Here is a 25,926-nt window from a genome sequence, read left to right on the forward strand (position 1 = left end):
GGGCGCCAAGACTGTCGCAAAATCTGTGTAACTGACCTAAGGGAAGTGGCGACGCGAGCAGATCGCTCTAGACATCACCCGGCGGCGCGTCTAACCGGCGCCCGCCGCCCCGCGCGTAATAAGGAACACCCCATGAAGATCGCCCTGATCACCGAGAACAGCCAAGCCGCCAAGAATCAAACGATTCACGCCGCGCTGACCGCCGTCGCCGAGCCCATGGGCCATCAGGTGTTCAACTACGGCATGTACACCGCCGAAGATAAGGCCTCGCTGACCTACGTGATGAACGGCCTGCTGGCCGCCATCCTGCTGAACTCGAAGGCCGCCGACTTCGTCGTCACCGGCTGCGGCACGGGCATGGGCGCCATGCTCGCCTGCAACGCGATGCCGGGCGTGTTCTGCGGCCTGGTCATCGACCCGACCGACGCCTTCCTGTTCGGCCAGATCAACGACGGCAACGCCATCTCGATGCCGTACGCCAAGGGCTTCGGCTGGGCGGCCGAGCTGAACCTGCAAGACGTCTATCGCAAGCTGTTCGAAGGCGAGCGCGGCCTGGGCTACCCCAAGGAGCGCGCCGAGATCATGGCGAAGAACCGCGGCATCCTGAAGGGCCTGAAGGAAGTCACCTGCAACGACATGCTGACCGTCCTGAAGAACGTCGATCAAGACCTGCTGAAGGCCGCCATCGCCGGTGAGAAGTTCCAAGAGTACTTCTTCGCCAACGCCCAGGACGAAGGCATCCGCGACTACATCAAGGGCGTGCTGGCCGACTCGCGCGTTCTCGAGAACGCCTGAGGCTAAGCAAGGCCGCGCCTCGTCAGAGGCGCGGTCAGCCTGAAGTAAAGCCCTCCGGTCGTCATGGCCGGAGGGCTTTTCTGTTGGGCCTCTACCGCACCCCTGGGCCTGAAATCGCGGATCGCTTCTCGGTTTATAAAGACTCTCACATCACCCTTGGGGCGAGTTTTTGAGGCGCCAGATGAGCGGTGTTGGAAATCTCGCCCTTGGCGGCGGCGTGTTTGGCGCGGTGTTCTTGTGCGCGTGGTTCTTGCTGCCGCATGCTGGGAAAGTCCCGCCTCCGAGCGCGCCGAAGCTCGCGGCTCCGGAGCCCGCGGGGGCGGCTCAGGAGGTCCTGCCAACCTTCTCTCAGGTGAGGACTGCACAGGCCAAGAGCGGCCTCTCTGAGCCCAGGCCCGAGGTCCAGGCCGAGGGGGAGCGGGAAATGGCCCGGCGGATTTTGGCCTTCAAAGGCCAGAAGGTCTCCGAGGCGATGTTGATCGCCGCCCAGAACGATGCGCCGCCGTCTGACAAGTATGTCCGCTTCGCCAAGATCGAGCAGGGCGCCGAGACCACGCTCTGCACGTCCTCGCGCTCCGACAAGGAGGTCGAGCACCGCGTCACGGTCTTCACGAAGACTGAGGTTCGGCCCGACCTGGCGGGGATGAGCCTGCCTCAATATGTCCTGAGCGGCTGCGCGCAGGCCATCCAGGATCACTCCAGGCTCATCAGTCACGTCCAGTACCTGCAGGCCTTCTCGGGCCTGCTGCCCAAGACGACCAAGTACGACCAGGATCGCCAGGAGCTGGCGGAGGCGATCCGCACGGCCAGCCGGACCCGCTAGGGGTTCTCGTCCAGGTAGGCCTTCACCCGGGCGAACAGGTCCTCGAACATCGGCGTCGTCAGGCGGCCGGTGTTCGTGTTGAGCCGCGAGCAGTGATAGCTGTTGAAAACCCGATAGGGGCCGGCCTGGAACTCCGAGCCGTGGCCGGGAACGCCCGCCGAGGCTTTCAGGCCCAGGGTCTTGAGCACATTGCGCCGCGAGACGTCGCCCAGGGTGACGATGACCTGCAGCTTGGGGAACATGTCCAGCCGCGCCTTCAGGAAGGGGCGGCAGTTGTTCTCCTCAGAGGTCTCGGGCTTGTTGCCGGGCGGGGCGCAGCGGACGGCGTTGGTGACGGCTGCGCCGACCAGCTTGAGGCTGTCATCGGGGCGAGCCTCGAACTTGCCGGTGGCGAAGCCGAACTTGATCAGGGTCTCGTAGAGCAGCGTGCCGGCATAGTCGCCGGTGAACGGTCGGCCCGTGCGGTTTGCGCCCTTGCGGCCGGGAGCCAGGCCCGCGACCAGCAGCCGCGCGTTCGGATCGCCGAACGACGGCGCGGGACCATTCCACCAGTCGGGATAGAGGTCGCGGTTTTCCTGGCGATAGGCCACCAGGCGCGGGCACAGCGGGCAGTCGCGTGGCGGTTCGGCGGGATTGGGGACGGTCTCGCCGACGATGTTGGAGTGCTGCAGCATCCTAGTACTCGTCCTCGGCTTCGCGCTCGGCCGGGGTGCGGGTGTCCACCACCTGGCGGGGCTGCACCCGCTGCGGACGGCCGATGATGCCGCCCAGATCGGCCAGATCCACGAAGTTGTCGGCCTGACGGCGCAGGTCGTCGCTGGTCATCGGCGGCTGGCTCTTCATCGTCGAGACCACGGTGACGCGGCGGCCCTTGCGCTGGACGGCCTCGACCAGGGCGCGGAAGTCGCCGTCGCCGGAGAACAGCACCAGGTGGTCGGCGGTCTCGGCCAGCTGCAGCATGTCGACGGCGATCTCGATATCCATGTCGCCGCGCCAGCGCTTGCGGCCCTGGCTGTCGGTGAATTCGCGCGCCGGCTTCGTCACCATCGTGAAGCCGTTATAGTCCAGCCAGTCGACCAGCGGCCGGATCGGAGAATAGTCGTCGTTCTCTGCGATCGCGGTATAGTAGTAGGCGCGGATCAGGACGCCGCGCTTTTTGAACTCGTCGAGCAGCTTGCGGTAGTCGATATCGAAGCCCAGTGACTTGGCGGCGGAATAGAGATTGGCCCCGTCGATGAACAGGGCGAGGCGTTCGCTCGGATAGAAGGTCACGGAAAATCCCTTGAAAAATCAGGTCGCTCGAAATGACTTGGACGAGGCCGTGATCGTGGCGCTCGGCTGTAATCTGCCGGGAGCCTATACGAGTCGCGAGGCGCTGTTGGAAGCGGCGCTGGAGGCCTTGCCGCAAGCGGGACTGGAGATCGTGGCCCGCTCGTCCTGGTGGGCTTCGGCGGCTTGGCCCGATCCGTCTGGACCGGGCTATCTGAATGGCGTGGCCATCGTCGACACCGACCTCTCGCCGGCTGAAACCCTGGCGGCGCTGCACCGTATCGAGGCCGAGTTCGGGCGGGCGAGGGGAGAGGCCAACGCCGCCCGCACCCTGGACCTGGACCTGATCGCTCACGGCCGGGCCGTGCTGGACAGTAATCTGGTCGTGCCGCACCCGCGCGCTCACGAACGGCTCTTCGTGATGGGGCCGCTGGCCGAGCTGGCCTCGGCCTGGATCCATCCGGTCACCGGCGAGTCGGCTTTCCGTCTGGCCGCGACCTCGACGGTCGGCCGCGATGCGCGCCCTACTGCCAGGACCTGACGCGCGGAGGGATAGACAGGCCAAAATTCAGGGAGCCGAATGATGGCCGCCATCGACGTCAATCCGGCGCATGTTCGCGAGTTCGCGGACGCGGACGCCTTCTACGATTGGCTGTCGCACCATCACGACCGGCAGGACGAGGTCTGGATCAAGATCCACAAGCTTGCGTCCGGCTTGCCATCGATCACGCCGGTCCAGGCGATCGACGTGGTGCTGTGCTGGGGCTGGATCGACGGGGTCAAGAAGAGCTTCGACGCTCAAAGCTACCTGCAACGCTACACCCCACGCACCAGGAAGAGCATCTGGAGCCAGATCAACGTCGCCAATGTCGCGCGCTTGATCGCGGAAGGTCGGATGACCCCGCACGGCCTGCGCGAGGTCGAGGCGGCCAAGGCTGACGGCCGGTGGGACCGCGCCTATGGCAGCGGCAAGGGCATGAAGATCCCCGATGACCTGCAGGCCGCGATAGACGTCAACCCCGAGGCCAAGGCGATGCTGGGGCGGCTGACCGAGCAGAACCGCTTCGCCCTGGCGTTTCGCACGCACAACATGAAGACGCCGGCCGGACGTCAGAAGAAGATCGAGACCTTCGTCGCCATGCTGGCGCGCGGCGAGACGATCTATCCCCAAAAGCTGCGCTGAACCCCGCGTCGCATGGCGACGCTGGACTTCGCCACCCGAAGCGGGCATAAGCGCCCCCTCGCGAAAGCTGGAAGATCGTGCGCGGCGTTGCGTGTCGCCGCACGGGAGCCTATTTTGCGATAGCAACCGCAGCCCGAGGAACTCATGGCCCGCGTCACCGTCGAAGATTGCGTCGAGAAGGTTCCGAACCGTTTCTCGCTGGTCCTGCTCTCGGCGCACCGCGCCCGCGCCATTTCCGCCGGCGCCGCCCTGATGGTCGACCGCGACAACGACAAGAACCCCGTTGTCGCCCTGCGTGAGATCGCCGACGACGTGATCGACCACGAAGGCCTGAAGGAACACCTCATCACCACGCTGCAACGCGTCGATGAGCACACCGAAGCCGAGGAAGAGGCCGAGACCCTGGCCCTGCTGGCCGATCCGAGCCACATGCAGATGAGCGAGCTGGAACTGGTCCGCGCTCTGCAGAGCGACCGCGACGGTGGCCAGGAGGAGCGGTACTGAGCCCCGAAGGCGCAGACCCTCTGACTTTGGAGGCGGTCGAACCGACCGCTTCCCCCGAACGCGCGCCAGATTCTGCTCCTGTCGGGGCCGAATCGGGCGCGTCTTCGTCTCAAGCTCCCGCCACGGCCGTCGAGCCGCCGGCCCCCAAGCCGCGCCCCAAGTTTCTTCGCCAGTACGAGCTGATCGAGCGGGTCCACGCCTACGACCCGACGGCCGACGAGGCGCTGCTGAACCGCGCCTATGTCTACGCCATGCGCATGCACGGCTCGCAGACCCGGGCCAGCGGCGATCCCTACTACGCCCACCCGATCGAGGTGGCGGGCATCCTCACCGAGTACCGCCTGGACACCGCGACCATCGTCACGGCCCTGCTGCACGACGTGATCGAGGACACCCCGGTCACCAAGGACGAGATCGCCAAGCTGTTCGGCGAGGAGATCGGCGAGCTGGTCGAGGGCGTGACCAAGCTTTCCAAGCTGGAACTCCAGGCCGAGCACATGCGCCAGGCCGAGAACCTGCGCAAATTCATCCTGGCCATCTCCAAGGACGTCCGCGTCCTGCTGGTGAAGCTGGCCGACCGTCTGCACAACATGCGGACGCTGCACTTCATCAAGAACCAGGCGAAACGCGAGCGGATCGCCCGCGAGACCCGCGACATCTACGCGCCGCTGGCCCGCAACATCGGCTGTCACCGGATCTGCGTCGAGTTGGAGGAGCTCAGCTTCCAGCACACCAATCCGGTCGCCCGCGACGCCATCGAGCGGCGGCTGGACGCGCTGCGCGAGGAGCAGGGCGGGGCGGTAGCCCTGGTCAGCCAGGAGATCGCCGCGCGCCTGGAGTCGGCCACCCTGCCGGCCCGCGTGTTCGGCCGCGAGAAGTCGCCGTATTCGATCTGGCGCAAGCTGCAGCGCAAATCGATCGGCTTCTCGCAGATGGCCGACATCTACGCGTTCCGCGTGATCGTCGACAGTGAGGAAGACTGCTACCGCGCTCTCGGCGTCGTGCACCGGGCCTGGTCCAGCGTGCCCGACCGCTTCAAGGACTACATCTCGACGCCGAAGCGGAACAATTACCGCTCACTGCACACGACCGTGGTCGGTCCGCGCGGCATGCGTATCGAGATGCAGATCCGCACCGAGAGCATGGACCGCGTCAACGAAGAGGGCGTCGCCGCCCACTTCCGCTACAAGGACGCTTCGTACGGCCTCGATCTGGAAGGCATGGAAGCCGCTGGCGGCCGCGACCCGCTGGCCAATCTGCGCCAGCTGGTCCAGGTGCTGGAGCATGGCGGCGACTCTGAAGAACTGGTCGAGCACGCCAAGCTCGAGATGTTCCTCGACCAGGTGTTCGTCTTCACCCCCAAGGGCAAGCTGGTCAGCCTGCCGCGGGGCGCGATGCCGCTGGACTTCGCCTATGCGGTCCACACTGACGTGGGCGACACCTGCATCGGCGTGAAGATCAATGGCGAGCTGAAGCCCCTTCGCACCCCGCTGATCAATGGCGACGTGGTCGAGGTGGTGCGCGGCTCCAAGCCCGTGGTGCCGCCGGACTGGCGCTCGCTGACGGTGACAGGCCGGGCCCGCTCGGCCATCCGCCGTCACATCCGCCAGACCGAGAAGGAAGAGTTCCTGCGCCTGGGCAAGGCGTCGATGGAACAGGTCTTCGAGCGCGCCGGCAAGAAGCTGAAGGACGTGTCGCTGCGGCCGATCCTGGAGCGCTTCGCTCTCGAGACCGAGGAAGCCCTGTTCGACGCCGTCGGCCGCGGCCGGGTCTCGCCCAGCCAGGTGCTGGAAACGGCCTATCCGGGCATGAAGGATTCCGACCGCGAGGCCGCCACGGCCCGTCGCCGGATCGAGGGCGGCGCCAACGCCACGCTCTATGTGCGCGGCGGCGGCCTGACCCCCGGCGTCTCGCTGCACTTCGCCCATTGCTGCAGCCCGGTGCCGGGCGACCGCATCGTCGGCATCCTGCGCGAAGACGGTGAAGGCCTGGACGTCCACACCATCGACTGCCCGCGCCTGGCCGAGTTCGAGGACCAGGAAGAGCTGTGGCGCGACCTGAACTGGACGCCAGAGGCCGAGCGCTCGACCATCTCGCTGACCCGCCTGCACGCCACGATCCAGAACGCGCCGGGCGTGCTGGGCCTGGTCTGCACGATCATCGGCGAGGCCGGCGGCAACATCGTCAACCTGCGCATGCACCACCGGCAGAGCGACTTCTTCGACACCGACATCGATGTCGAGGTCCGCGACGCCAAGCACCTGACCAATATCCAGGCCGCCTTGCGCGCCTGTCCGTCGGTCGAGACGGTAGACCGAACGCGCGGTTGAGCCTTCGGGCTGCATAGTTGTTAAGTTCTCGTTAAGGGTGTATTCTCCGGCTGTCGTTAAGTCAGGGGGAGACGACCATGACGGCTGTGCGCGTGTACTTTGCGACCAATCGCAATCACCAGCCGCAGAGCGCCCAGTCGGTGTTCGGACCGCGGTTCAATCCGGACGGCGTCGCGGCGCTGAGGTTCGGCCACGTCGATTTCGAGGCCGGCGCAGACGCCCTGCAGGCATCAGCGGTCACGGTCTACGAGGACGCCAAGGGCGATCCTGACGCCAAGGCCGAGTTCGACCCGCACAAGGGCGGAGGCCGCTTGCTGGAGGCCCTGCGTCAGTCGATGTGCTCGGGCCATGACACGCTGGTCTTCATCCACGGCTTCAACGTGTCGTTCAACGATGCGATGGAGGCCGGCGCTCGCCTGGCGCGAGAGATCAGAAAGCGACCTCTGGAGGGCCTCGGCGACGGGGCGCCGATGAATGTCGTCGTCTTCAGCTGGCCGTCCGACGGCGCGGCTGTTCCGCTGATGTCCTATTACAGCGACCGGGAGGACGCGCGGGCTTCGGGACCGGCGGTGGCGCGGGCCTATTTCAAGCTGCGAGACTTTCTGGTCCAGCTGCACAAGGCGGACGCCGAGCGGGTGAAAGCCGGGCTGCCGTCGCAGCTCTGCGACCGGGGCATCCACCTGATGGCCCATAGCATGGGCGCCTATGTGCTGCGCCAGGGCGTCCAGGCGCTTCTGGCCAAGGAGGCCGATGGCGTCCTGCGAATCTTCGACCAGATCCTGCTGGCGTCGCCGGACGAGGACGACGACACCTTCGAGCACGACCACAAGCTGAAGCCGCTGCCGCGCCTAGGCAAGCGGGTGACGGTCTATTTCAATCCCAAGGACAAGGCGCTCTGGATCTCGGACAAGACCAAGACCAATCCGGACCGTCTGGGCGCAGACGGCCCGCGTCTGATCGACCTGCTGCCCAAGAAGGTGGCCCTGGTGGATTGCCGGCGAGTTGCGGACGTCGCCGATCCGAAGATCCAACACAGCTACTATGTCGGCAGTCGCGCAGTGGTCAGCGATATCGAGCTGACCATCGCCGGCGCCGAGATCGATGCGTTCCCCGGTCGCCTGTGGGTGCACGAGCGGCGGGTTTGGCGGATCGAGACGGCGCTGGTCTAGGGCTTGGCCTTCAGCGCCGCTACGGCGTCCAGGGCGCCGGCGGTCATCGGCGAGGGCAGGGCGTCCAGGGCGAACCAGCCCCAGTCGTGCAGGGCGTGGTCTTCCAGGATCGTCGGTTCGCCCTCGAAGCTGTCGGCCAGATAGGTGATGGCCACCCAGTGGTAGTCTTCGGCGACCATGTCGGTGACCGACAGCAGGCGGCCGGCCTTCACGACGATGCCCAGCTCTTCCTGGGTCTCGCGCTCGGCGCAGACGTGAGCCGCTTCACCCCAATCCAGCTTACCGCCGGGTACGCCCCAGTGGTCGGCTTCGGGGTTCTTGACCCTCTTGACAAGCAGCAGCCGGCCCTGGTCGTCGAGGATGGCCGCGCCACAGCCGACGCGAGGGCGCTGGATTTCTTCGCTCATGAGCCGGTGTAAAGCCCGAAACGCGCCGAGGAGGCAAGGCGGCGTTTGAAGACTCAGGTTCGTGCTTCTATATCCGTGGTTCATGACCAACGACGACGTCCTCGACGAATTCCGCGCCGCCGGCGCCCTGCGCGAAGGCCACTTCGTGCTGTCCAGCGGCCTGCACAGCCCGGTGTTCCTGCAGAAGAACCTGGTGTTCATGCGCCCCGAGCGCTGCGAGCGCCTGTGCAAGGCCCTGGCGGAAAAGATCATCGCCACCGTGGGCCAGCCGGACGTCGCCGTCTCGCCGGCCGTCGGCGGCATCATTCCGGGCTACGAGACCGCTCGCCACCTGAACGTCGCCTCGATCTATGTCGAGCGCGAGGCTGGCGGCTTCAAGTTCCGTCGCGGCTTCCACCTCGAGCCCGGCCAGAAGGTCGTGATGGTCGAGGACATCGTCACCACCGGCCTGTCGTCGCGCGAATGCATCCAGGCGATCCAGGACGCCGGCGGTGACGTCATCGCGGCGGCCTGCATCGTCGACCGCTCGGGCGGCAAGGTCGATGTCGGCGTGCCGTTGATCTCGCTGTGCAGCCTGGAAGTGCCGGCCTATCCGGCCGACGCCCTGCCGCCTGAACTGGCCGCGATCCCGATCGAGGATCCCGGCTCCCGCCGTTTGAAGGGCTGATCGCCATGCTGCGTCTGGGCGTCAACATCGACCACGTGGCGACGATCCGGAACGCCCGCGGCTCCTCCTATCCCGAGCCGGTCCGGGCCGCAGAGCTGGCCCTGGCCGCCGGGGCCGACGGCATTACGGCGCACCTGCGAGAAGACCGCCGGCACATCAGCGACGCCGACATCGCCGTGCTGACCGACCTGTGCCACAAGCGCGGCAAGCCGCTGAACTTCGAGATGGCGGTCACCGACGAGATGATCGGCATCGCGCTTGGGGCCAAGCCGCACGCCGCCTGCCTGGTGCCCGAGCGCCGGGAGGAAGTGACGACCGAAGGCGGCCTCGACGTCGTGAAGGGCCAGAACCGTATCACCGACGCCACGGCCCGCCTGCGCACCGTCGGCGCGCGGGTCTCGCTGTTCATCGAGGCCGACCCCGACCAGATCCGCGCGTCGGCCGCCGCCGGCGCCCAGGTCGTCGAACTGCACACCGGCGCCTATTGCGACGCCTTCCGGGAAGGTCATGTCGAACGGGCTGAGGCCATCCTCGAACGTCTCAAGACGGGCGCGGCCCTGGCCGCCAGCCTTGGCCTGGAAGTCCACGCCGGCCACGGCATCGACTACGCGACGGTGAAGCCCATCGCCGCCATCCCCGAAGTGGCCGAGCTGAACATCGGTCACTTCCTGATCGGCGAGGCGATCTTCGTTGGCTTGCCGCAGGCCATCCAGCGCATGCGCATCCTGATGGACGCAGCGCGCCTGGAGGCTGCCGCATGATCATCGGCATCGGCTCGGACCTGTGCGACATCCGCCGGATCGAGAAGTCCCTCGAACGGTTCGGCGAGCGGTTCACCAACAAGGTCTTCACCGAGATCGAGCGCAAGCGGTCAGAGCGCAAGCCCGACCGCGCCTCCAGCTACGCCAAGCGTTTCGCCGCCAAGGAGGCCTGCTCCAAGGCGCTGGGTACGGGGCTGAAGCGCGGCGTGCACCTGGCGGGCATGGGCGTGGTCAACCTGCCGTCCGGCAAGCCGACCCTGGCCCTGACCGGCGGCGCGCTGGAGCGCCTGAAAGAGATGACGCCGGAGGGCATGGAAGCGGTGATCCACCTGTCGTTGACCGACGATCATCCTTACGCCCAGGCCTTCGTGATCATCGAAGCGCTGCCCGTCGCCGGTTGAAGCGGCGCCATTGTCGCGCCACGAGCGCAAGCTAAGCCGTCCCTTCGACTTGCTCCGAGCCTTCGGCCCGTCTAGCAAGGCGGAGACGACGGTCTCTCGACCGACCATTCCAGAGCCCCGGGGCCCATGACCGACGCCGACATCACGCCGCCCGAAGACAAGGGCGCCGTCGCCGAGTTCATCGAGATCATCAAGACCGTGGCCTACGCGCTGGGCATCGCCCTGGTGCTGCGGGTCCTGCTGTTCCAGCCGTTCACGATCCCGTCGGCCTCGATGGAGCCCAATCTCTATCAGGGCGACTACATCATCGTGTCGAAGTTCAGCTACGGCTGGAGCAAGCACTCGATCCCGTTCAGCCCGCCGATCATCAAGGGCCGCCTGCTGGGACGCGCGCCGACTCGCGGCGACATCATCGTCTTCAAGCTGCCGCGCGATAACCGCACCGATTACATCAAGCGCCTGATCGGCATGCCGGGCGACAAGGTCCAGATCCGCGGCGGCGTCGTCTACATCAATGGCAAGGAACTGCCGCGCAAGGCGATGGCTCCGGCGCTGGTCGACACCGGCTACGGCTTCACCCAGCAGGTCCAGCGCTTCGAGGAAACCAATCCGGAAGGCCGTCCGTACGCGACCCAGGACTACGGTCCCGACAGCCGCGGCGACAATACCGGCGTCTATACCGTGCCGACCGGCTGCTACTTCTTCATGGGCGACAACCGCGACAACTCGGCCGACAGCCGTTTCGATCCGGGCGTCTCGCCGTTCAAGGAGAGCGCCTGCAAGTGGGACTATGAACTCGACCAGTACATCGGCGACGAGGTCGGCGTCGGCTTCGTGCCCGAGGAGAACCTGGTCGGACGCGCCCAGATCATCCTGCTGTCGTGGAACGCCGAGGCCAGCCTGTTCAAGCCCTGGACCTGGTTCCTGAACGCCCGTCCCAGCCGCTTCTTCCACGTGCTCAAGTGATCTTTCTGGGTTTCTGGCAAAATGGATAGACGGGTCGCCGCCGTCGGCGACCTCGAGCGCCGCATCGGCCATCAGTTCAAGGACCGCGAACTGCTCGAACGCGCCCTGACGCACGCCAGCGTCGGGGATGGGGCCAAGAAGGTCCGCGACAACGAGGTGCTGGAGTTCATCGGCGACCGCGTGCTGGGCCTGCTGGCCGCCGAGGCCCTGGCCCAGCGGTTCCCCAAGGCCAAGGAAGGCGAGCTTGCGCCGCGCCTGAACGCCTTGGTCAGCCGCGAGACCTGCGCCCGGGTGGCCCGCGCCGCCGAGATGGGCGGTGCGCTGCGCCTGTCGGCTTCGTCCAGCAAGATCGGCGGTCGCGAGACCGAATCCATCCTGGCCGGCGCCACCGAGGCGCTGATGGCGGCTCTGTATCAGGACGGCGGTCTGGACGCTGCGCGCCGGGTGTTCCTGGCGCTGTGGGCCGATGAGTTCGACAAGGCCGGCGAGGGACGTCCGCGCGATCCCAAGACCGCGCTGCAGGAATGGGCGCAAGGCAAGAGCCGGCCGCTGCCGACCTATCGCGTGCTGGACCGCACCGGGCCGGACCATGCGCCGGTCTTTACGGTCGAGGCGACGGTCGTCGGCGTCGATCCGGCCGTCGCCAAGGGCAAGTCGCGGCAAGAGGCCGAGAAGGCTGCGGCGAAGGCGCTGCTGGAGCGCGAAGGGGCGGGGTAGGAGCGGCCGGCTCAGCACAGGCCCCCACCTGACTTCGCTTCGCGAAGTCTGTCCGCCCCCAAGCGGGGCGGAGAGTTACGCGCCGCTTGCCGGGGCTTCATCTCTCCTCCCCCTTTGGGGGAGGGGGACCGCCGAACGGCGGTGGAGGGGCCAGCACGGGCGTCGGCGGGTCTCCATCCCCGGCGTTCACGATCTCAGATCAAACGAAATCAATCGCTTGTCGATTTTTCACCCCGCTGAATGATCCGCGCTCAGCCCTGCCCCATAATCACCTGGTCCCCGTCGCAAGGGGAGGGCGCTTGGATCCGGCCCAAAGCGGCGGCGGGGATAGGTTGAGCGGGGCCGCTGATGGCTCCCGAACGGTTTGGTCAGGTCGTGCGGCTTACTCTTTAGGAGCGCGTACGGGTGACGAGACTGTTCGGGATCAAGCCTTCAGCGGATCGACAGGGCGGTGAACGTTCAAAGCCGCCTATCGTGGAGCGTCGGGGTCGAGACGGATGTAGCCGATCGACTTGCTCTGCGCCCGTCCGGGGGTTCTTGGAGTCCCGGGCCGATAAGGCCCACGCCCTCCGCCCTCACGGACAAGAACAACCTGGCGGAGCGGACTCGCGAGCCGAAACACAAACAAACCTTACGGTCTCCGGGTTCGCCCGGCCGCTCCGTCGCCTCCCCAGCAAACTTCAGCGGATTGCCGCGTGAAGCGGCCAAGCCATGTCGCTGGATGAATTGTGGAGATCGTGTGGAGTTGATGTGCGATCCAAGCGCGCGTTTGAAGTCTCCGTTTCGTGAAACTTATTTGAAACATTTAAGAATGTGCGAAATACGCTTCACGCGGCGCTCGTAGGTCTCGACCCCTCTTCAGGGGATCAAGAACAATGAAGACGTCTCTCAAATCACGAGCCTATCTGCTGGCCACGGCCGCCATTCTGGCGACGCCCTTCACGGCTTTCGCCGCCGAAACCGCGCCGGCCGACGCCACGCCCGCCACGGCCGAAACGCCGGACGGCCCCACCGCGCTCAGCGACGTGACGGTCACCGCGACCCGTCGTGAAACCAAGCTGCAGGAAACCCCGATCGCGATCTCGCTGCTGGACGCCAAGGCCCTGGAAGCTCGCCACGTCCAGAGCCTGATGGACCTGGCCGACGGCGCCATTCCCGGCCTGCGCGTCGCCACCTTCGAAGCCCGCCAGTCGGCTCTGACCATCGGCATTCGCGGCATCGTTCCGCTGGACGCCAACCAGCCTGCCCGCGAGCAGGGCGTCGGCGTCTATGTCGACGGCGTCTATCTGGGCCGTCAGCACGGCCTGGGCGCCGCGCTGCTGGACATCGAGCGCCTGGAAGTCCTCAAAGGTCCGCAAGGCACGCTGTTTGGCCGCAACACCGAAGGCGGCGCGCTGAACATGGTCACCCGCGGCCCGACCGGCGAGTTTGGCCTGCGCACCACGGCCGGCGTCGGCAACTACGGCGCCTATAACGCCGAGATGCACCTGGACCTGCCCTCGGTCGGCGACTTCTCGTTCAAGATCGATGGCGCGCTGCAACGCCAGAACGCCGTGACCAAGAACCCGCTGCCCGGCAGCATCGGCTGGGGCGCCTATGACCGCCGCGGCCTGCGCGCCCAGGTCCGCTGGCGTCCGACCGACAAGTTCCAGGCCGACCTCGCCGCCGACATCGGCAAGGACAAGAACACGCCGTTCTACAGCCAGCTGCTGGGCTACAACCCCAACAACCTGGTCGTCGGTCCGGCTACGGGGACTCTGCCGGCCGGTCAGATCCGTCCGCTGCCGTCGATCGTCAAGTCCGGCACGGACCGCATGTCGGTCGCCGACATCGGCGTGCCGCAGCAGTGGAGCGTCGACAACACCAACGGCGTGTCGCTGAACCTGAAGTACGAGGTCAACGACAACCTCGAACTGCGCTCGATCACCGCCTATCGCGAAGTCGACGTCGACCAGTGGGACAACTCGGGCGGCGCTCACCGCATCCCGGCCTATTCGCCGAACACCAACTTCAGCCGCTACAGCCTGGCGGGCCTGTGGCAACACCAGTTCAGCCAGGAGTTCCAGGCCGTCGGCAGCACCGACCGCATCGACTACGTGGCCGGCCTCTACTACTTCCACGAAAACGCCAGCGACGACGCCGCCACCCCCAGCACCAACCGCTGGAACGCCGACGGCACGGGCTACACGATCAACGATCCGGCCCCGACCATCCGCGGCTCGCGCTCGATCGACCGCGCCTCGCGCGCCGAGGCCGAGAGCTACGCCGTCTACGGCCAGGCGACCTACACCCCGGCCATGCTGGATGAAGCCCTGCACCTGACGGTCGGCGGCCGTTACACCTGGGACGACAAGACTGGCCAGCTGTACATGGTCAGCAATGTCGCCACGAACCTGACCTTCGCCCAGAAGAACGACCGGTTCGACCCGATGGTGACGGTGGCCTACGACGCCTCGTCGAACATGCACCTCTACGCCAAGTACTCGACCGGCTACCGGGCCGGCGGCGCCAGCTCGCGCTCGCTGACCTATCGCCAGTTCGGTCCGGAAGAGGTCAAGGCCTACGAGATCGGCGCCAAGACCGACCTGTTCGATCGCCGCCTGCGCCTGAACGTGGCCGCCTTCGCCATGGATCGCACGGGCAGCCAGATCGACTTCAGCCTGGTGACGGTGACCGGTTCGTCGACCCGCAACACGCTGGAAACGATCAACGCCCCGGGCGTCACCAAGATCAAGGGCCTGGAAGTCGAGAGCACCCTGCGCGTCACCGAAGGCCTGACCCTGTCGGCGGCCTACGCCTACACCGACACCAAGGTGCCGCCGACCCGCAACCCGTTCAGCGGCGTGGTCCAGCCCGTGTTCATCGTCTTCACGCCGAAGAACGCCGGCAGCGTCTCGGCCGACTACGAGGCGCCGCTGTGGAACGCGACCTTCCGCGGCCATGTCGACGCCAACTACTCGGACGCGACCCAGACCTTCGACCAGACGGACGTCAAGAACGACAAGTCGTTCATCGTCAACGCCCGTTTGTCGCTGGCCGACGTGCAGGTCAAGGAAGGCGCGCTGCTGACCATGTCGCTGTGGTCGCGCAACCTGCTGAACGAGGAATATGTCTATCGTCGCGACCCGGCCAACCGGGCCACGCTGGGCGATTACGGCAACTTCAACACGCCGCGCACCTACGGCGTGGAGTTCTCGGTCCGCTATTGATCGCTTCTCTTCGAGAGATCTGGAGCAGCCCCTTCCGCCGCAAGGCGGGAGGGGTTTCTCTTTTTCCTTGATCGGAGCGAGTTTTCGCCGGACCAGAACGACATGAGCAGCCTGATCCTGATCGCCGAGGACGAAGCCGAGATCGCCGAGATCCTCGACGCCTATATGCGCCGCGAGGGCTTCCGCACGGTGCTGGCGGCCGATGGCCAGCAGGCGCTGGACCTGCACGCCACGCTCAAGCCCGACATGGTGCTGCTGGACGTGCGCATGCCCAGCCGCGACGGCTGGGATGTGCTGGGCGAGCTGCGCCGGCGCGGCGAGACGCCGGTGGTCATGGTCACCGCCCTGGACCAGGATCTCGACAAGCTGCAGGCCCTGCGCATCGGGGCCGACGACTATCTGGTCAAGCCGTTCAACCCGATCGAGGTGGTGGCTCGGGTGCAGGCGATCCTGCGCCGCCGGGTCGGCGCGCCCGACGCCAAGCTGCTGCGGGTGGGGGCGGTCGAGGTCAATATCGAGAACTACCTGGCCACGATCGTGCAGCCCGAGGGCCGCCGCCGTCTGGACTTGACCCTGACCGAGTTCCGCATCCTGGCCCACATGGCCCGCATCCCGCTGCGGGTCTTCACGCGCGCCGAGCTGACCGAAGCCTGCTTCCCCAACCAGGACGTCGCCGGCCGCACGGTCGACAGTCACGTCAGCCACCTGCGCCGCAAGCTGGAGGCGGGCGGCGCGCCGGGCCTGCTGGTCAATGTTCGCGGGGTCGGATACCGGCTGGAACCGGCCGAATGACCCGTCGCGCCAGCCTGTGGCGCAAGATCGCCACGCGCATGGCGCTGGTGACGCTGGCCGGCTTCGCCAGCGCGGCCTTCGCGGCCCTGTTTCTCTACGCCTGGGTGTTCGAGAACCACTCGGACGCGGCGCCGCGGCCCAGCGAGTGGACGCCGCACGAGATCGACTATCTGGTGATCGCCGCCGCGATCGGGGTGGCGGTGCTGATCGCGGTGATCGCCGGGGCGCAGCTGGCTCGCCGCATCGTCATGCCGGTCAACGGCCTGGCCGAGGCGGCGCGACGCATCGCCGGCGGAGATCTCAAGGCCCGCGCCGTGGTCGATGACGAGACGGCGGGCGAGGTGGCGACCCTCGTCGAGGACTTCAACCGCATGGCTGAGCGTCTGGAGAGCCTGACCACCGGCATGGTCGACTGGAACGCCGCCATCGCCCACGAGTTGCGCACGCCTGTGACGATCCTGAAAGGGCGCCTGCAAGGTGTCGCCGACGGCGTTTTCCAGATCGATGAGCGGACCCTGACCAGTCTGCTGCGCCAGGTCGACGGCCTGGCGCGTCTGGTGGAAGACCTGCGGGTGGTCAGCCTGGCCGACGTGGGGCGGCTGGATCTGCGGCCGGAGCTGATCGATCTGGCGCAGATCGTCGCCGAGCTGCAGGCGGCCGTCGGCCCGCGCCTGACCGAGGCGGGCTTTGTCTGTGACTGGCGTTTGGAGCCTGCCCGGGTTCTGGGCGACCCGGTCCGCCTGCGCCAGGCGCTGCTGGCGCTGCTGCAGAACGCCCTGGTCCACGCCACGCCCGGACCGCTCACCATCCGTTCCGGACCGCTGGGCGCAGGCGAGGTGGGCGTGGCGGTCGAGGATGATGGGCCAGGCCTTACGCCTGATGAGGCCACGGTGATCTTCGAACCCTTCCAGCGCGCCTCGACGCGAACCCAGGGCAGCGGTCTGGGCCTGGCCGTGGTCCGCCAGATCGCCCAGGCGCACGGCGGATCCATCCGGCATCGGCCGCATAACGCGGGTTCGACCTTCGAGCTGGTGTTGCCCGCGTCCTGATCGCGACGCGGCCTCCAATCGGTGCTACACGCACGCGCAATGACTGACACCACCTCCAAAAACACCCGCGCGGGTTTCGCCGCCATCATCGGCGCGCCGAACGCCGGCAAGTCCACCCTGGTCAACCGCATGGTCGGCGCCAAGGTCTCGATCGTGACCCAGAAGGTCCAGACCACCCGCTTCCCCGTGCGCGGCGTCGCCATCGAGGGCGATGCGCAGATCGTGCTCGTCGACACCCCCGGGATCTTCAGCCCGCGCCGCCGCCTGGACCGCGCCATGGTCCGCTCGGCCTGGGCCGGCTCGGAAGACGCCGAGGCCACCGTCCACTTGGTCGACGTGCAGGCCGAGCTGTCCAGCCGCGCCGACAAGGCCACGCCGGGCGAGTTCCGCTCGGCCCAGGACGTCCAGACCATCATCGAGGGCCTGAAGGCCGCCGATCGCAAGGTCATCCTGGCCCTGAACAAGATCGACGGCGTCAAGCGCGACACCCTGCTGGCCATCGCCAAGGACTTCTTCGACCAGGGCGTCTACACCGACGTCTTCATGATCAGCGCCGCGACCGGCGCCGGCGTCGAGGACCTGACCGCCAAGCTGGTCTCGCTGATGCCGGAAGGCCCCTGGCTCTATCCGGAAGACCAGACCGCCGACCTGCCGGCCCGCCTGCTGGCCGCCGAGATCACCCGCGAGAAGGTCTATCTGCGCGTCCACGAGGAGCTGCCCTACGCCGCCAGCGTCGAGACGACGGCCTTCGAAGAGCGCAAGGACGGCAGCGTTCGCATCGAGCAGACCATCTTCGTCGAGCGCGAGGGCCAGCGGATCATCGTCATCGGCAAGGGCGGCCAGACCCTGAAATGGATCGGCCAGGCCTCGCGCGAAGAGCTGTGCGACATCCTCGATCGCAAGGTGCACCTGTTCCTGCACGTGAAGGTCAAGGAAAACTGGGCCGAGGAACGCGGCCTGTTCAGCGACATCGGCCTGGACTTCGATGTCTGATCAGGGACGTCTCGCTTGAGCCAGGAGTGGGAGGACGAGGCCTATGTCCTCTCGGCCCGCGCCCATGGCGAGACCGGAGCGATCGTCGAGCTGTTGACGGAGGCGCGCGGCAAGGTCGCCGCCCACGTCTCCGGCGCGGCCTCGCGGCGGATGAAGCCCTTCCTGCAGCCCGGCGCGCGGGTCATCGTCCGCTATCGCGCCCGGGTCGAGGGCCAGCTGGGCTCTGCGGCCCTGGAGCCGATGGGCGAGGGGCCTTCCAGTCTTTTCGATGACCGTCTTGCGCTGGCCGGGCTGTCATCGGCCGCCTCGGTCGCCGCCTCGGCCCTGCCGGAGCGCGAGGCCCATCCAGGCGCCTTCCACGCGCTGGAGGCCCTGATCCGCGTGCTGGAAATCCCCGACATCTGGCCGGCGGTCTATGTCCGCTACGAGATGGGCCTGTTGCAGGAGCTGGGCTTTGGCCTGGACCTGTCGAAATGCGCCGCCACCGGCAGTTTCGACGACCTCGTCTATGTCAGCCCGCGCACCGGACGCGCGGTCAGTCGCGCGGCGGGCAAGCCCTACCACGACAAGCTGATGCCCCTGCCGCCGTTCATGCTGTCCTCGCAGGGCGGTCTAGCGGACGGTGACGTCAGCGCCGGCCTCAACATCACCGGCCACTTCCTGGAGCAGTTCGTGTTCGGCCCGCTGAACCGCCCTCTGCCGCCGGCTCGGATGTGGCTGCTGGACCGCCTGACCGAGGCCGGCAGGCTTTAAGAACCGTCACAAAGCAGAGCTATCGCCGGAGCTTCCTTCCCGGAGTTCCGCCATGTCCGTGCTCGACCGCTACGCCCTGAGCCGCCGCCGCCTGCTGGGCGTGTTCGGCGCGTCCGCCGTCACCGCCCTGGCGATCCCGCTGGAGAGCGGCAAGGCCCTGGCCCAGGTCGGGTTCCGCAGCTATCCGTTCCAGCTGGGCGTGGCTTCGGGCGATCCGGCGCCGGACGGTTTCGTGATCTGGACCCGCCTGGCGCCCGAGCCCTTCGAGATCGGCTATGGCATGCCGATGGCCCCGGTCGCGGTCGAGTGGGAAGTGGCCGACGCGGCCAATATGCGCACCATCGTCGCCAAGGGGACGGCGATCGCGCCGCCGGAACTGGGTCACGCCGTCCACGTCGAGGTCGGCGGCCTGCAGCCCGGCCGCGACTACTGGTACCGCTTCACCGTCGGCAAGGAGCGCAGCATCGTCGGCCGCGCCCGCACCACGCCGGCGCTGGGCGCGGCCCTGGACCGCGTGCGCTTCGCCGTCGCCGGCTGCCAGCACTACGAAAGCGGCTACTACACCGCCTACCGCCGCCTGGCCGAGGACAATCCCGACTTCGTGTTCTGCTACGGCGACTACATCTACGAGGGCCGCGGCAACCGGATGTACACCGGCTTGGGCGGGCCGCAGGAGAACGTCCGCCAGCACTTCGGCGGCGAGATCTACGCCCTGGACGACTACCGCCGCCGCTATGCCCAATACAAGATGGACGCCGACCTGCAGGCCGCCCACGCCGCCGCGCCGTGGTTCACGGTCTGGGACGACCACGAGATCGACAACAACTGGGTCGGCGACCTGGACCAGGACGGCACGGATCCCAAGCTGTTCAACCTGCGCCGCCAGGCTGCCGTCCAGGCCTATTACGAGAACATGCCGCTGCGGGCTTCGAGCTTCCCGGTCGGGACCAGCTTGCAGATCTATCGCCGCGCCGCCTATGGCCAGCTGTTGAATCTCAATCTGCTGGACACCCGCCAGTTCCGCACCGATCAGCCGTGCGATGACAAGTACGGCGCATCCTGCGCCGAGATCGACGCGCCCAAGGCCCAGGTCATGGGCGACGCCCAGGAGAAGTGGCTCAATGACGGCCTGACCGGGTCGAAGGCGACTTGGAACGTCATCGCCCAGCAGATCATGATGATGGACCTGGACCGCCTCCCGGAGGCTGGCCGGAACGTCAATCCAGACTCCTGGGCGGGCTACAGCATCCCGCGCGTCCGGCTGCTGAAGACGATCCGCGATCGCAAGGTCGGCAATGTCGTCGTGCTGACCGGCGACGAGCACCAGAACTTCGCTGGGGACCTGTTCCTCGACGGGGCCAAGGCCGAGGGCGCGCCGATCGCCTCGGAGTTCGTCGTCACCTCGATCACCTCGGGCGGCGACGGCAACGACCAGCGGCTGGACATGGCCAAGCTGCAGGCGGCCAATCCGATCCTGAAGTTCAACAACAACCAGCGCGGCTACGCGATCTGCGACGTCACGCCGAAGACCTTCACGACCGAGTTCAAGGTGCTGGATTCGGTGCGCCGGACCGACGGCAAGCTGTCGACGCGCGCGAAATGGGCGCTGGAGGCCGGAAAGACGGGGATCGTTCAGGCGTAACGGCTCGAATCAGGCCGAAGAGTTCTGCTAAGGTGCGATCTCGCATAACGAATCTGCCTGATGAACAAACCTGTCCTCCCCCCCGGCGGTCCTGGCGACGGTGACCGCATCCTCGACGAGCCGCTGACCGAAGCGCTGTCGCGACGCTATCTGGCGTACGCGCTGTCGACGATCGGCTCGCGGGCGCTGCCCGACGTGCGCGACGGCCTCAAGCCCGTGCATCGTCGCGTCCTGTACGCGATGAGCAACATGCGCCTGAACCCCGAGTCCGCCGCGCGCAAATGCGCCAAGGTGGTCGGCGAGGTCATGGGTAACTTCCACCCGCACGGCGACCAGTCGATCTACGACGCCTTGGTCCGCCTGGCGCAGGAGTTCAGCCAGCGCATCCCGCTGGTCGAGGGGCAGGGCAACTTCGGCAACATCGACGGCGATAGCGCCGCGGCGATGCGTTACACCGAATGCAAGATGACCGAGGCGGCCACGCTGCTGCTGGACGGCATCGACGAGGACGCGGTCGACTTCCGGCCCACCTATGACGGCCAGGACGAGGAGCCGGTGGTTCTGCCGTCGGGCTTCCCGAACCTGCTGGCCAACGGCTCGTCGGGCATCGCGGTCGGCATGGCCACCTCGATCCCGCCGCACAACGCCGCCGAGCTGATCGACGCCTGCCAGTTGCTGCTGAAGAACCCCGACGCCACGACCGAGCAACTGCTCGAAAAGGTCCCGGGTCCCGACTTCCCGACCGGCGGCGTCATCGTCGAGTCGCGCGCGTCCCTGCTGGAAACCTACGAGACCGGCCGCGGCGGCGTGCGCATTCGCGCCAAGTGGGAGAAGGAAGACACCGGTCGCGGCACCTACCAGATCGTCGTCACCGAGATCCCGTACCAGGTGAAGAAGTCGGATCTGGTCGAGCAACTGGCCGACCTGATCGACAGCAAGAAGGCCGCCCTGCTGGGCGACGTCCGCGACGAGAGCGCCGAGGACATCCGCCTGGTGCTCGAGCCGAAGTCCAAGAACGTAGAGCCCGAAGTGCTGATGGAGAGCCTGTTCAAGCTCTCGGCGCTGGAAAGCCGCTTCCCGGTCAATATCAACGTGCTGGACGCGCGGGGCACCCCGGGTGTCATGGGCATCAAGCAGGCCCTGATGGCCTTCCTGGCCCACCGCCGCGAAGTGCTGACCCGCCGGGCCCGTCACCGCCTGGCCAAGATCGAAGCCCGTCTGCACATCCTGGACGGCCTGCTGATCGCCTATCTGAACCTCGACGAGGTCATTCGGATCGTCCGCTACGAGGACAAGCCGAAGGAAAAGCTGATCGAGACCTTCGGGCTCTCGGACATCCAGGCCGACGCCATCCTCAACACCCGTCTGCGCCAGCTGGCCAAGCTGGAAGAGATGGAGATCCGCCGCGAGCACGCCGAGCTGGTCGAGGAGCGCGACGGCATCCTGGCCATGCTGGCCAGCGACGAAAAGCAGTGGAAGCTGGTCGGCAAGGGCCTGTCGGAGGTTCGCGCCACCCTGCTGAAGATCAAGCACCCGCTGGACAAGGGCGGTCGCCCGACCGGCGTGACCGGCCGCTCGATCTTCGAAGACGCCCCGGTCGTGGACGCCGAGGCGGCCATCGAGGCGATGATCGTCCGTGAACCGATCACCATCATTCTGTCCGAGCGCGGCTGGATCCGCGCCGCCAAGGGCAAGGTCGAGGATCCGTCCGAACTGAAGTTCAAGGAAGGCGACAAGCTGGGCTTCCTGGTCCCGGCCGAGACCACCGACAAGCTGCTGATCTTCTCCAGCGACGGCCGGTTCTTCACCCTGGGCTGCGACAAGCTTCCCAGCGCGCGGGGCCACGGCGAGCCGGTGCGGATGATGATCGAGCTGGACGACAAGGTGAAGATCGCGGACGTCTTCCCGTTCAAGGCGGGCCGCAAACGCATTCTGGCCTCGAAGGCCGGCTACGGCTTCCTGATGCCCGAGGAAGAAGCCCTGGCCAACCGCAAGGCCGGCAAGCAGGTCCTGAACGTCGACGCCGCCGGCGCGGCCTTCTGCCTGGAAGCCGTCGGCGACCAGTTCGCCGTGGTCGGCGACAACGGCAAGATCCTGATCTTCCCGCTGGAAGAGCTGCCGGAAATGCCGCGCGGCAAGGGCGTCAAGCTGCAGGCCTATCGCGAAGGGGGCCTGCGCGACGGTCTGTCGTTCAACGCCGAGACCGGCGCCTACTGGATCGACACCGCCGGCCGCCGCCGCGAGTGGGCAGAGTGGAAGGAATGGGTTGGCCGTCGGGCCGGGGCCGGCAAGCTGGCGCCCAAGGGCTTCGCCACGAACAAGCGGTTCCGGCCGAAGTGATGCTGACCAAGGTCGGGTTGGGGCGGTTGCGTCGCCGCGCGCTGCGCCTGTTGGCCAGCGCCTTTGGTTGCGCGGCCGTCGCCGCGACGCCGGCTGCGGCCCTGGTCCTGCCGCGCGCCAAGCCCGAGGATGTCGGCTTCAACGCCGAGCGTCTCAAGCGGCTGGACGAGCACATGCAGTCCATGGTGACCAACGGCCAGGTGGCCGGCGCGGTGACCTTGCTCGCCCGCCACGGTCGGGTGGTTCACACCAAGGCGTTCGGTCAGCGCGTGTTGGGCGGCCCGCCTATGCCGGTGAACGCCATCTTCCGTATTCGCTCGGAGACCAAGCCGGTTACGGGCGTCGCCATGATGATCCTGTACGAGCAGGGTCTGTGGAAGCTGGACGATCCGATCACCAAGCACGTGCCCGAGTTCGCCAACCTGCGCATCGCTGCGGGCGTCGACGCCGAGGGCAAGCCGGTCCTGGCCCCGATCTCGCGGCCGCCGACCATGCGCGAGCTGATGACCCATACGGCGGGCTTCGCCTATGGCATCGCCGACGACCCCAGCAGCCCTGCCGATCAGGCCTATTATCAGGCCGGGGTGCTGCAGTCGGCGTCACTGGAAGACATGGCGGCGAAGATCTCCGACCTGCCGATGTTCTCCGAGCCGGGGCAGCTATGGCGCTACAGCGTCGCCGCCGACATCCAGGGCTATATCGTCGAGAAGCTGTCGGGCCAGAGCCTGCCGGACTTCATGCAGCAGCGCATCTTTGCGCCGCTGAAGATGCGTGACACCGGCTTCTACGTGCCCCAGCAGAAGCTTCCGCGTTTGGCCGCGATCTATGATGGCGATCCGGTGACCGGCAAGCTGGTCCCCGCCGTCGAAGGCGCCTGGCGCGACGTCAGCAAGCTTCCGGCCGCGCCGTCGGGCGGCGGCGGCCTGGTCTCGACCGCCGGCGACTTCGCGCGCTTCGCCCAGATGATCCTCAACAAGGGCAGCCTGGAAGGCGTGCGGATCCTCAAGCCCGAGACCGTGGCCCTGATGACCCGCAATCACCTGCCACCGGGTTTCGTGGTCACGACCAACGGCACCACGGGCGTCCTGAAGCCCGGCCCGCGGCCGTTCCCGTTCGCCGCCGGCATGGGCTATGGCATCGACCTGGCCGTCGCCGTCGACCCTGCCGCCTCGGGCGCGCCGGTTGGTCCGGGCACGGTCAGCTGGGGCGGCAGCGCCGGCACCTGGTTCTGGATCGACCCGACCAACGATCTCTTCTTCATCGGCATGATCCAGCGCCTGGGCGGCGTGGGCGGCGGTCTGGACGCCCAGTCGCGGACCCTGGTCTATCAGGCCATCGAGCGTCCGCCCGCGCCGGCGACTGCGCCGGTGGTCCAGCCGAGCAAGCCAGCGGTGACGACCCAGCCCGCAAGGCCGCCAGCCACGGGCCAGCAGCCGGTCAAGCCGTCGGGCCCCTCGAAACCGGCCGGCACGCGCTGAGCGCAAAGGAAAGCTCCCCCCGCCAGGCGAGGGGAGCTCTTTCACGGTCCCGGAGGGGCTGAGTCTCTAGGCCGCGAACAGGATGTCGGCGTTCTGGCCGTCCTTGCCGACGGTCAGGCCGGTGACGCCGGCCAGCTTGATCAGGCCGTCGCCCGTATCCAGGCCGGCCACGCCGTTCTGGTGGAAGACATAGGTGTCGCCGTTCCACTCGAAGACGGTGTTGCTGTTGGCCGCCGTCCCGCCGGCATAGGCGGCCAGGGCGTCGTCGAAGGCAGCCGTCGTGACGAAGGCCAGGTCCTTCTTCTGGCCCGGGCCGACGAAGCCGGGGAAGATGAGCAGGTCGAAGCCCTTCTGGAAGTCCTCGATCACCGGGATGTCCACGGCCTTGCCGCCCGCCAGGTGCATATCGGCGAAGGTCCCCAGGTCGATGGTGTCGTGGCCGCTGCCGGTGATGATCCGGCCGTCGAACCTCTCGAGCATGATCATGTCATTGCCCGTGCCGGTGTCGATCAGGCCGCGCATGACGCCATTATCGACACGGACCATGTCGTTGCCGCCGCCGGTGCGGATGTGGCGGCCGGCGTCCAGCCCGCCTTGATCGGACAGGATGGGGCTGATCATGTCGTTGCCGTCGCTGGCCAGCACGTGGGTGTCGTGGGCCGGCTCCTGGTTGACCGCATCGACGTTCCAGTCGTGCTCGAACTTGGCGCGTTCGCCCGGCAGACCCGGATCGTCGACCCCGCCCGGCGCATAGCGGCCGCCCGCGCCGTACAGCGCCAGGAAGCCCTTGGCGGCGTTGGCCTGGCCGTCGACGCCGATGTCCGCCAGGTAGGCGCGCATGGCCTCGCTGTAGGGGCCCTTGTTCTCCTGCGCCGCCACGGCCATCAGCCAGCCGACCATGGCCGCCCGCATGCCCAGGCCGTTGCCGCCGTCGCCGCCGACCTCGGCGAAGAACTCTCCGCGGGTGTAGGTCCCGCCGCGGCCGTTCGGCACGTCTTCGCTGAGCATCTCCAAGGCTTCGGTCTGGGTCTTGTGGACGCCGAACAGCTTGAAATAGGCCTTGCTGAAGGTGTCGAACGCCGTGCCGCTGGCGCCGTACTCCTGGATGAAGGCGTCCTTGGCCTCGCCGCCCTTCACCAGGCTGACGGCGAAGTTGATGTAGCGATTGACCGTGTTGAACGGCGCGTAGTGGGCGCTGTTGAGGTTGTGCGGATTGGCGCCGTTCGCCGCGACCAGATAGTCCGCCCCAGCCGTGCTGAGGCTGGTGTCGGCCAGGAACGCGTAGGACAGCACGGCCACCTGGGTCGTAGCCTTGGCGCTATCCTGGATCCAGCGGGCAGCGCTGGCGTAGCTCCAGATGTCGCCGGCCTGCTGTCCGTTGCGGGCGATGTCGATGCCTTGCGCCATCAGGGTCAGCTGCGCCGTCGCCGAGGCCGGCGGCTCCCCTCCGGCCGGCAGGCGGTGAACGTTGCGATAGAGTGTGATCAGATTGTCGAGCGTCGCCATGGTCCTTGGTGCCTAAATATTTCGTAATCCCTCGTGCAGTTAAAAATATACGTGAACGTCGTTCGATCAACCCAGGCGTTCATGAAATAACCTTAACCTTAGGGCGAGCGACGTCGGCTCGCACGACTGTCACAAAAACCAGTTCCAACAACCCGATTGGCGATCTAGGGTC

At 67.0% G+C, this 25,926-nt stretch carries 25 protein-coding genes; 20 read left to right on the plus strand and 5 right to left on the minus strand.

All coding sequences use genetic code 11. The features are described from left to right. The first annotated feature begins 132 nt into the window (after positions 1 to 132). Positions 133 to 795: an RpiB/LacA/LacB family sugar-phosphate isomerase gene (locus E1H18_RS23285; protein ID WP_172273534.1), complete on the plus strand. Its 663-nt coding sequence runs from the start codon at positions 133 to 135 to the stop codon at positions 793 to 795. 424 nt (positions 796 to 1,219) lie between these two features. Beyond that, the gene (locus E1H18_RS23290) at positions 1,220 to 1,618 is read left to right on the plus strand and encodes a hypothetical protein (RefSeq protein ID WP_172273537.1); all 399 of its coding nucleotides are present in this window, start codon (positions 1,220 to 1,222) and stop codon (positions 1,616 to 1,618) included. Here the strand turns inward: E1H18_RS23290 and E1H18_RS23295 are convergent. Together E1H18_RS23295 and E1H18_RS23300 are read right to left on the minus strand one after the other, a co-directional pair. After that, entirely contained in the window at positions 1,615 to 2,292 is a 678-nt protein-coding gene (locus E1H18_RS23295) for a uracil-DNA glycosylase (RefSeq protein ID WP_172273540.1), read from the minus strand. The genes E1H18_RS23290 and E1H18_RS23295 overlap by 4 nt on opposite strands. A gap of 1 nt (position 2,293) precedes the next feature. Further along, positions 2,294 to 2,890: an NYN domain-containing protein gene (locus E1H18_RS23300; RefSeq protein WP_172273543.1), complete on the minus strand. Its 597-nt coding sequence runs from the start codon at positions 2,888 to 2,890 to the stop codon at positions 2,294 to 2,296. Positions 2,891 to 2,939: 49 nt separating this feature from the next. Between E1H18_RS23300 and folK the strand changes: the two genes are divergently transcribed. The 5 genes from folK to E1H18_RS23325 all read left to right on the plus strand — a co-directional run bounded on the left by folK (position 2,940) and on the right by E1H18_RS23325 (position 8,073). After that, positions 2,940 to 3,428, plus strand: a complete 489-nt coding sequence (folK, locus tag E1H18_RS23305) for a 2-amino-4-hydroxy-6-hydroxymethyldihydropteridine diphosphokinase (protein WP_172273546.1) — start codon at positions 2,940 to 2,942, stop codon at positions 3,426 to 3,428. Positions 3,429 to 3,470: 42 nt separating this feature from the next. Beyond that, positions 3,471 to 4,070: a YdeI family protein gene (locus E1H18_RS23310; RefSeq protein WP_172273549.1), complete on the plus strand. Its 600-nt coding sequence runs from the start codon at positions 3,471 to 3,473 to the stop codon at positions 4,068 to 4,070. A gap of 144 nt (positions 4,071 to 4,214) precedes the next feature. Then, positions 4,215 to 4,574 (plus strand): DNA-directed RNA polymerase subunit omega, encoded by a 360-nt coding sequence (gene rpoZ / locus E1H18_RS23315; RefSeq protein ID WP_172273552.1) that lies wholly within the window; start codon positions 4,215 to 4,217, stop codon positions 4,572 to 4,574. 251 nt (positions 4,575 to 4,825) lie between these two features. Then, entirely contained in the window at positions 4,826 to 6,904 is a 2,079-nt protein-coding gene (locus E1H18_RS23320) for a bifunctional (p)ppGpp synthetase/guanosine-3',5'-bis(diphosphate) 3'-pyrophosphohydrolase (RefSeq protein WP_241736178.1), read from the plus strand. A 77-nt stretch (positions 6,905 to 6,981) separates the two neighbouring features. Next, entirely contained in the window at positions 6,982 to 8,073 is a 1,092-nt protein-coding gene (locus E1H18_RS23325; protein ID WP_172273555.1) for an alpha/beta hydrolase, read from the plus strand. Here E1H18_RS23325 and E1H18_RS23330 read toward each other — a convergent pair. After that, positions 8,070 to 8,480 carry an NUDIX domain-containing protein gene (locus E1H18_RS23330; protein WP_172273558.1) on the minus strand — a complete coding sequence of 137 codons (411 nt, stop codon included), beginning with the start codon at positions 8,478 to 8,480 and terminating at the stop codon, positions 8,070 to 8,072. The two genes, E1H18_RS23325 and E1H18_RS23330, sit on opposite strands and share 4 nt — an antisense overlap. A gap of 82 nt (positions 8,481 to 8,562) precedes the next feature. Between E1H18_RS23330 and pyrE the strand changes: the two genes are divergently transcribed. The 5 genes from pyrE (at position 8,563) to rnc (ending at position 11,992) form a co-directional block, all read left to right on the plus strand. Then, entirely contained in the window at positions 8,563 to 9,147 is a 585-nt protein-coding gene (gene pyrE, locus E1H18_RS23335; protein WP_172273684.1) for an orotate phosphoribosyltransferase, read from the plus strand. A 5-nt stretch (positions 9,148 to 9,152) separates the two neighbouring features. Next, positions 9,153 to 9,908, plus strand: a complete 756-nt coding sequence (locus E1H18_RS23340) for a pyridoxine 5'-phosphate synthase (RefSeq protein ID WP_172273561.1) — start codon at positions 9,153 to 9,155, stop codon at positions 9,906 to 9,908. Then, a complete protein-coding gene (acpS, locus tag E1H18_RS23345; protein WP_172273564.1) occupies positions 9,905 to 10,309 on the plus strand; it encodes a holo-ACP synthase in 405 nt (134 codons plus the stop codon). The genes E1H18_RS23340 and acpS overlap by 4 nt, the downstream gene beginning before the upstream one ends. A 126-nt stretch (positions 10,310 to 10,435) precedes the next feature. After that, on the plus strand, positions 10,436 to 11,275 hold the full coding sequence (gene lepB / locus E1H18_RS23350) for a signal peptidase I (protein ID WP_172273567.1): 840 nt from the start codon (positions 10,436 to 10,438) through the stop codon (positions 11,273 to 11,275). A gap of 21 nt (positions 11,276 to 11,296) precedes the next feature. Next, on the plus strand, positions 11,297 to 11,992 hold the full coding sequence (gene rnc, locus E1H18_RS23355) for a ribonuclease III (RefSeq protein ID WP_172273570.1): 696 nt from the start codon (positions 11,297 to 11,299) through the stop codon (positions 11,990 to 11,992). A 75-nt stretch (positions 11,993 to 12,067) separates the two neighbouring features. On the opposite strand, the gene E1H18_RS26990 is transcribed toward rnc, so the two are convergent. After that, the gene (locus E1H18_RS26990) at positions 12,068 to 12,169 is read right to left on the minus strand and encodes a hypothetical protein (protein ID WP_241736161.1); all 102 of its coding nucleotides are present in this window, start codon (positions 12,167 to 12,169) and stop codon (positions 12,068 to 12,070) included. 698 nt (positions 12,170 to 12,867) lie between these two features. Here E1H18_RS26990 and E1H18_RS23360 point away from each other — a divergent pair. From E1H18_RS23360 to E1H18_RS23395, 8 genes are all read left to right on the plus strand, one after another. Beyond that, entirely contained in the window at positions 12,868 to 15,201 is a 2,334-nt protein-coding gene (locus tag E1H18_RS23360) for a TonB-dependent receptor (protein ID WP_172273573.1), read from the plus strand. A 102-nt stretch (positions 15,202 to 15,303) separates the two neighbouring features. Further along, positions 15,304 to 15,993, plus strand: a complete 690-nt coding sequence (locus tag E1H18_RS23365; protein ID WP_172273576.1) for a response regulator — start codon at positions 15,304 to 15,306, stop codon at positions 15,991 to 15,993. Then, a complete protein-coding gene (locus E1H18_RS23370) occupies positions 15,990 to 17,042 on the plus strand; it encodes an ATP-binding protein (protein WP_172273579.1) in 1,053 nt (350 codons plus the stop codon). The genes E1H18_RS23365 and E1H18_RS23370 overlap by 4 nt, the downstream gene beginning before the upstream one ends. A 39-nt stretch (positions 17,043 to 17,081) precedes the next feature. Further along, the gene (gene era / locus E1H18_RS23375; RefSeq protein WP_172273582.1) at positions 17,082 to 18,035 is read left to right on the plus strand and encodes a GTPase Era; all 954 of its coding nucleotides are present in this window, start codon (positions 17,082 to 17,084) and stop codon (positions 18,033 to 18,035) included. 15 nt (positions 18,036 to 18,050) lie between these two features. Beyond that, the gene (recO, locus tag E1H18_RS23380) at positions 18,051 to 18,788 is read left to right on the plus strand and encodes a DNA repair protein RecO (protein WP_172273585.1); all 738 of its coding nucleotides are present in this window, start codon (positions 18,051 to 18,053) and stop codon (positions 18,786 to 18,788) included. Positions 18,789 to 18,840: 52 nt separating this feature from the next. Next, on the plus strand, positions 18,841 to 20,430 hold the full coding sequence (locus E1H18_RS23385) for an alkaline phosphatase (protein ID WP_172273588.1): 1,590 nt from the start codon (positions 18,841 to 18,843) through the stop codon (positions 20,428 to 20,430). A gap of 60 nt (positions 20,431 to 20,490) precedes the next feature. Continuing rightward, positions 20,491 to 22,770 (plus strand): DNA topoisomerase IV subunit A, encoded by a 2,280-nt coding sequence (gene parC, locus E1H18_RS23390; RefSeq protein WP_172273591.1) that lies wholly within the window; start codon positions 20,491 to 20,493, stop codon positions 22,768 to 22,770. Then, positions 22,770 to 24,248 carry a serine hydrolase gene (locus E1H18_RS23395; RefSeq protein WP_172273594.1) on the plus strand — a complete coding sequence of 493 codons (1,479 nt, stop codon included), beginning with the start codon at positions 22,770 to 22,772 and terminating at the stop codon, positions 24,246 to 24,248. Before parC ends, E1H18_RS23395 begins: the two co-directional genes overlap by 1 nt. Positions 24,249 to 24,314: 66 nt before the next feature. Here the strand turns inward: E1H18_RS23395 and E1H18_RS26420 are convergent, their stop codons facing one another. Continuing rightward, complete coding sequence (locus E1H18_RS26420) at positions 24,315 to 25,754, minus strand: hypothetical protein (RefSeq protein ID WP_194248157.1); 1,440 nt, start codon at positions 25,752 to 25,754, stop codon at positions 24,315 to 24,317. Positions 25,755 to 25,926 lie beyond the last annotated feature (172 nt).

Origin of the sequence: Caulobacter sp. RHG1 (assembly GCF_013181195.1) — a bacterium.
In the GTDB taxonomy this organism is placed as follows: Bacteria; Pseudomonadota; Alphaproteobacteria; order Caulobacterales; family Caulobacteraceae; genus Caulobacter.

What these genes read in the sequence shown, in the direction of transcription:
- E1H18_RS23285 (WP_172273534.1), top strand. Translation starts at nt 133, where the DNA reads ATGAAGATCGCCCTGATCACCGAGAACAGCCAAGCCGCCAAGAATCAA.
- E1H18_RS23290 (WP_172273537.1), top strand. Translation starts at nt 1,220, where the DNA reads ATGGCCCGGCGGATTTTGGCCTTCAAAGGCCAGAAGGTCTCCGAGGCG.
- E1H18_RS23295 (WP_172273540.1), bottom strand. Translation starts at nt 2,292, where the DNA reads ATGCTGCAGCACTCCAACATCGTCGGCGAGACCGTCCCCAATCCCGCC.
- E1H18_RS23310 (WP_172273549.1), top strand. Translation starts at nt 3,471, where the DNA reads ATGGCCGCCATCGACGTCAATCCGGCGCATGTTCGCGAGTTCGCGGAC.
- rpoZ (WP_172273552.1), top strand. Translation starts at nt 4,215, where the DNA reads ATGGCCCGCGTCACCGTCGAAGATTGCGTCGAGAAGGTTCCGAACCGT.
- E1H18_RS23320 (WP_241736178.1), top strand. Translation starts at nt 4,826, where the DNA reads ATGCGCATGCACGGCTCGCAGACCCGGGCCAGCGGCGATCCCTACTAC.
- E1H18_RS23325 (WP_172273555.1), top strand. Translation starts at nt 6,982, where the DNA reads ATGACGGCTGTGCGCGTGTACTTTGCGACCAATCGCAATCACCAGCCG.
- E1H18_RS23330 (WP_172273558.1), bottom strand. Translation starts at nt 8,480, where the DNA reads ATGAGCGAAGAAATCCAGCGCCCTCGCGTCGGCTGTGGCGCGGCCATC.
- pyrE (WP_172273684.1), top strand. Translation starts at nt 8,563, where the DNA reads ATGACCAACGACGACGTCCTCGACGAATTCCGCGCCGCCGGCGCCCTG.
- E1H18_RS23340 (WP_172273561.1), top strand. Translation starts at nt 9,153, where the DNA reads ATGCTGCGTCTGGGCGTCAACATCGACCACGTGGCGACGATCCGGAAC.
- acpS (WP_172273564.1), top strand. Translation starts at nt 9,905, where the DNA reads ATGATCATCGGCATCGGCTCGGACCTGTGCGACATCCGCCGGATCGAG.
- lepB (WP_172273567.1), top strand. Translation starts at nt 10,436, where the DNA reads ATGACCGACGCCGACATCACGCCGCCCGAAGACAAGGGCGCCGTCGCC.
- rnc (WP_172273570.1), top strand. Translation starts at nt 11,297, where the DNA reads ATGGATAGACGGGTCGCCGCCGTCGGCGACCTCGAGCGCCGCATCGGC.
- E1H18_RS26990 (WP_241736161.1), bottom strand. Translation starts at nt 12,169, where the DNA reads ATGGAGACCCGCCGACGCCCGTGCTGGCCCCTCCACCGCCGTTCGGCG.
- E1H18_RS23360 (WP_172273573.1), top strand. Translation starts at nt 12,868, where the DNA reads ATGAAGACGTCTCTCAAATCACGAGCCTATCTGCTGGCCACGGCCGCC.
- E1H18_RS23365 (WP_172273576.1), top strand. Translation starts at nt 15,304, where the DNA reads ATGAGCAGCCTGATCCTGATCGCCGAGGACGAAGCCGAGATCGCCGAG.
- E1H18_RS23370 (WP_172273579.1), top strand. Translation starts at nt 15,990, where the DNA reads ATGACCCGTCGCGCCAGCCTGTGGCGCAAGATCGCCACGCGCATGGCG.
- era (WP_172273582.1), top strand. Translation starts at nt 17,082, where the DNA reads ATGACTGACACCACCTCCAAAAACACCCGCGCGGGTTTCGCCGCCATC.
- E1H18_RS23385 (WP_172273588.1), top strand. Translation starts at nt 18,841, where the DNA reads ATGTCCGTGCTCGACCGCTACGCCCTGAGCCGCCGCCGCCTGCTGGGC.
- parC (WP_172273591.1), top strand. Translation starts at nt 20,491, where the DNA reads ATGAACAAACCTGTCCTCCCCCCCGGCGGTCCTGGCGACGGTGACCGC.
- E1H18_RS23395 (WP_172273594.1), top strand. Translation starts at nt 22,770, where the DNA reads ATGCTGACCAAGGTCGGGTTGGGGCGGTTGCGTCGCCGCGCGCTGCGC.
- E1H18_RS26420 (WP_194248157.1), bottom strand. Translation starts at nt 25,754, where the DNA reads ATGGCGACGCTCGACAATCTGATCACACTCTATCGCAACGTTCACCGC.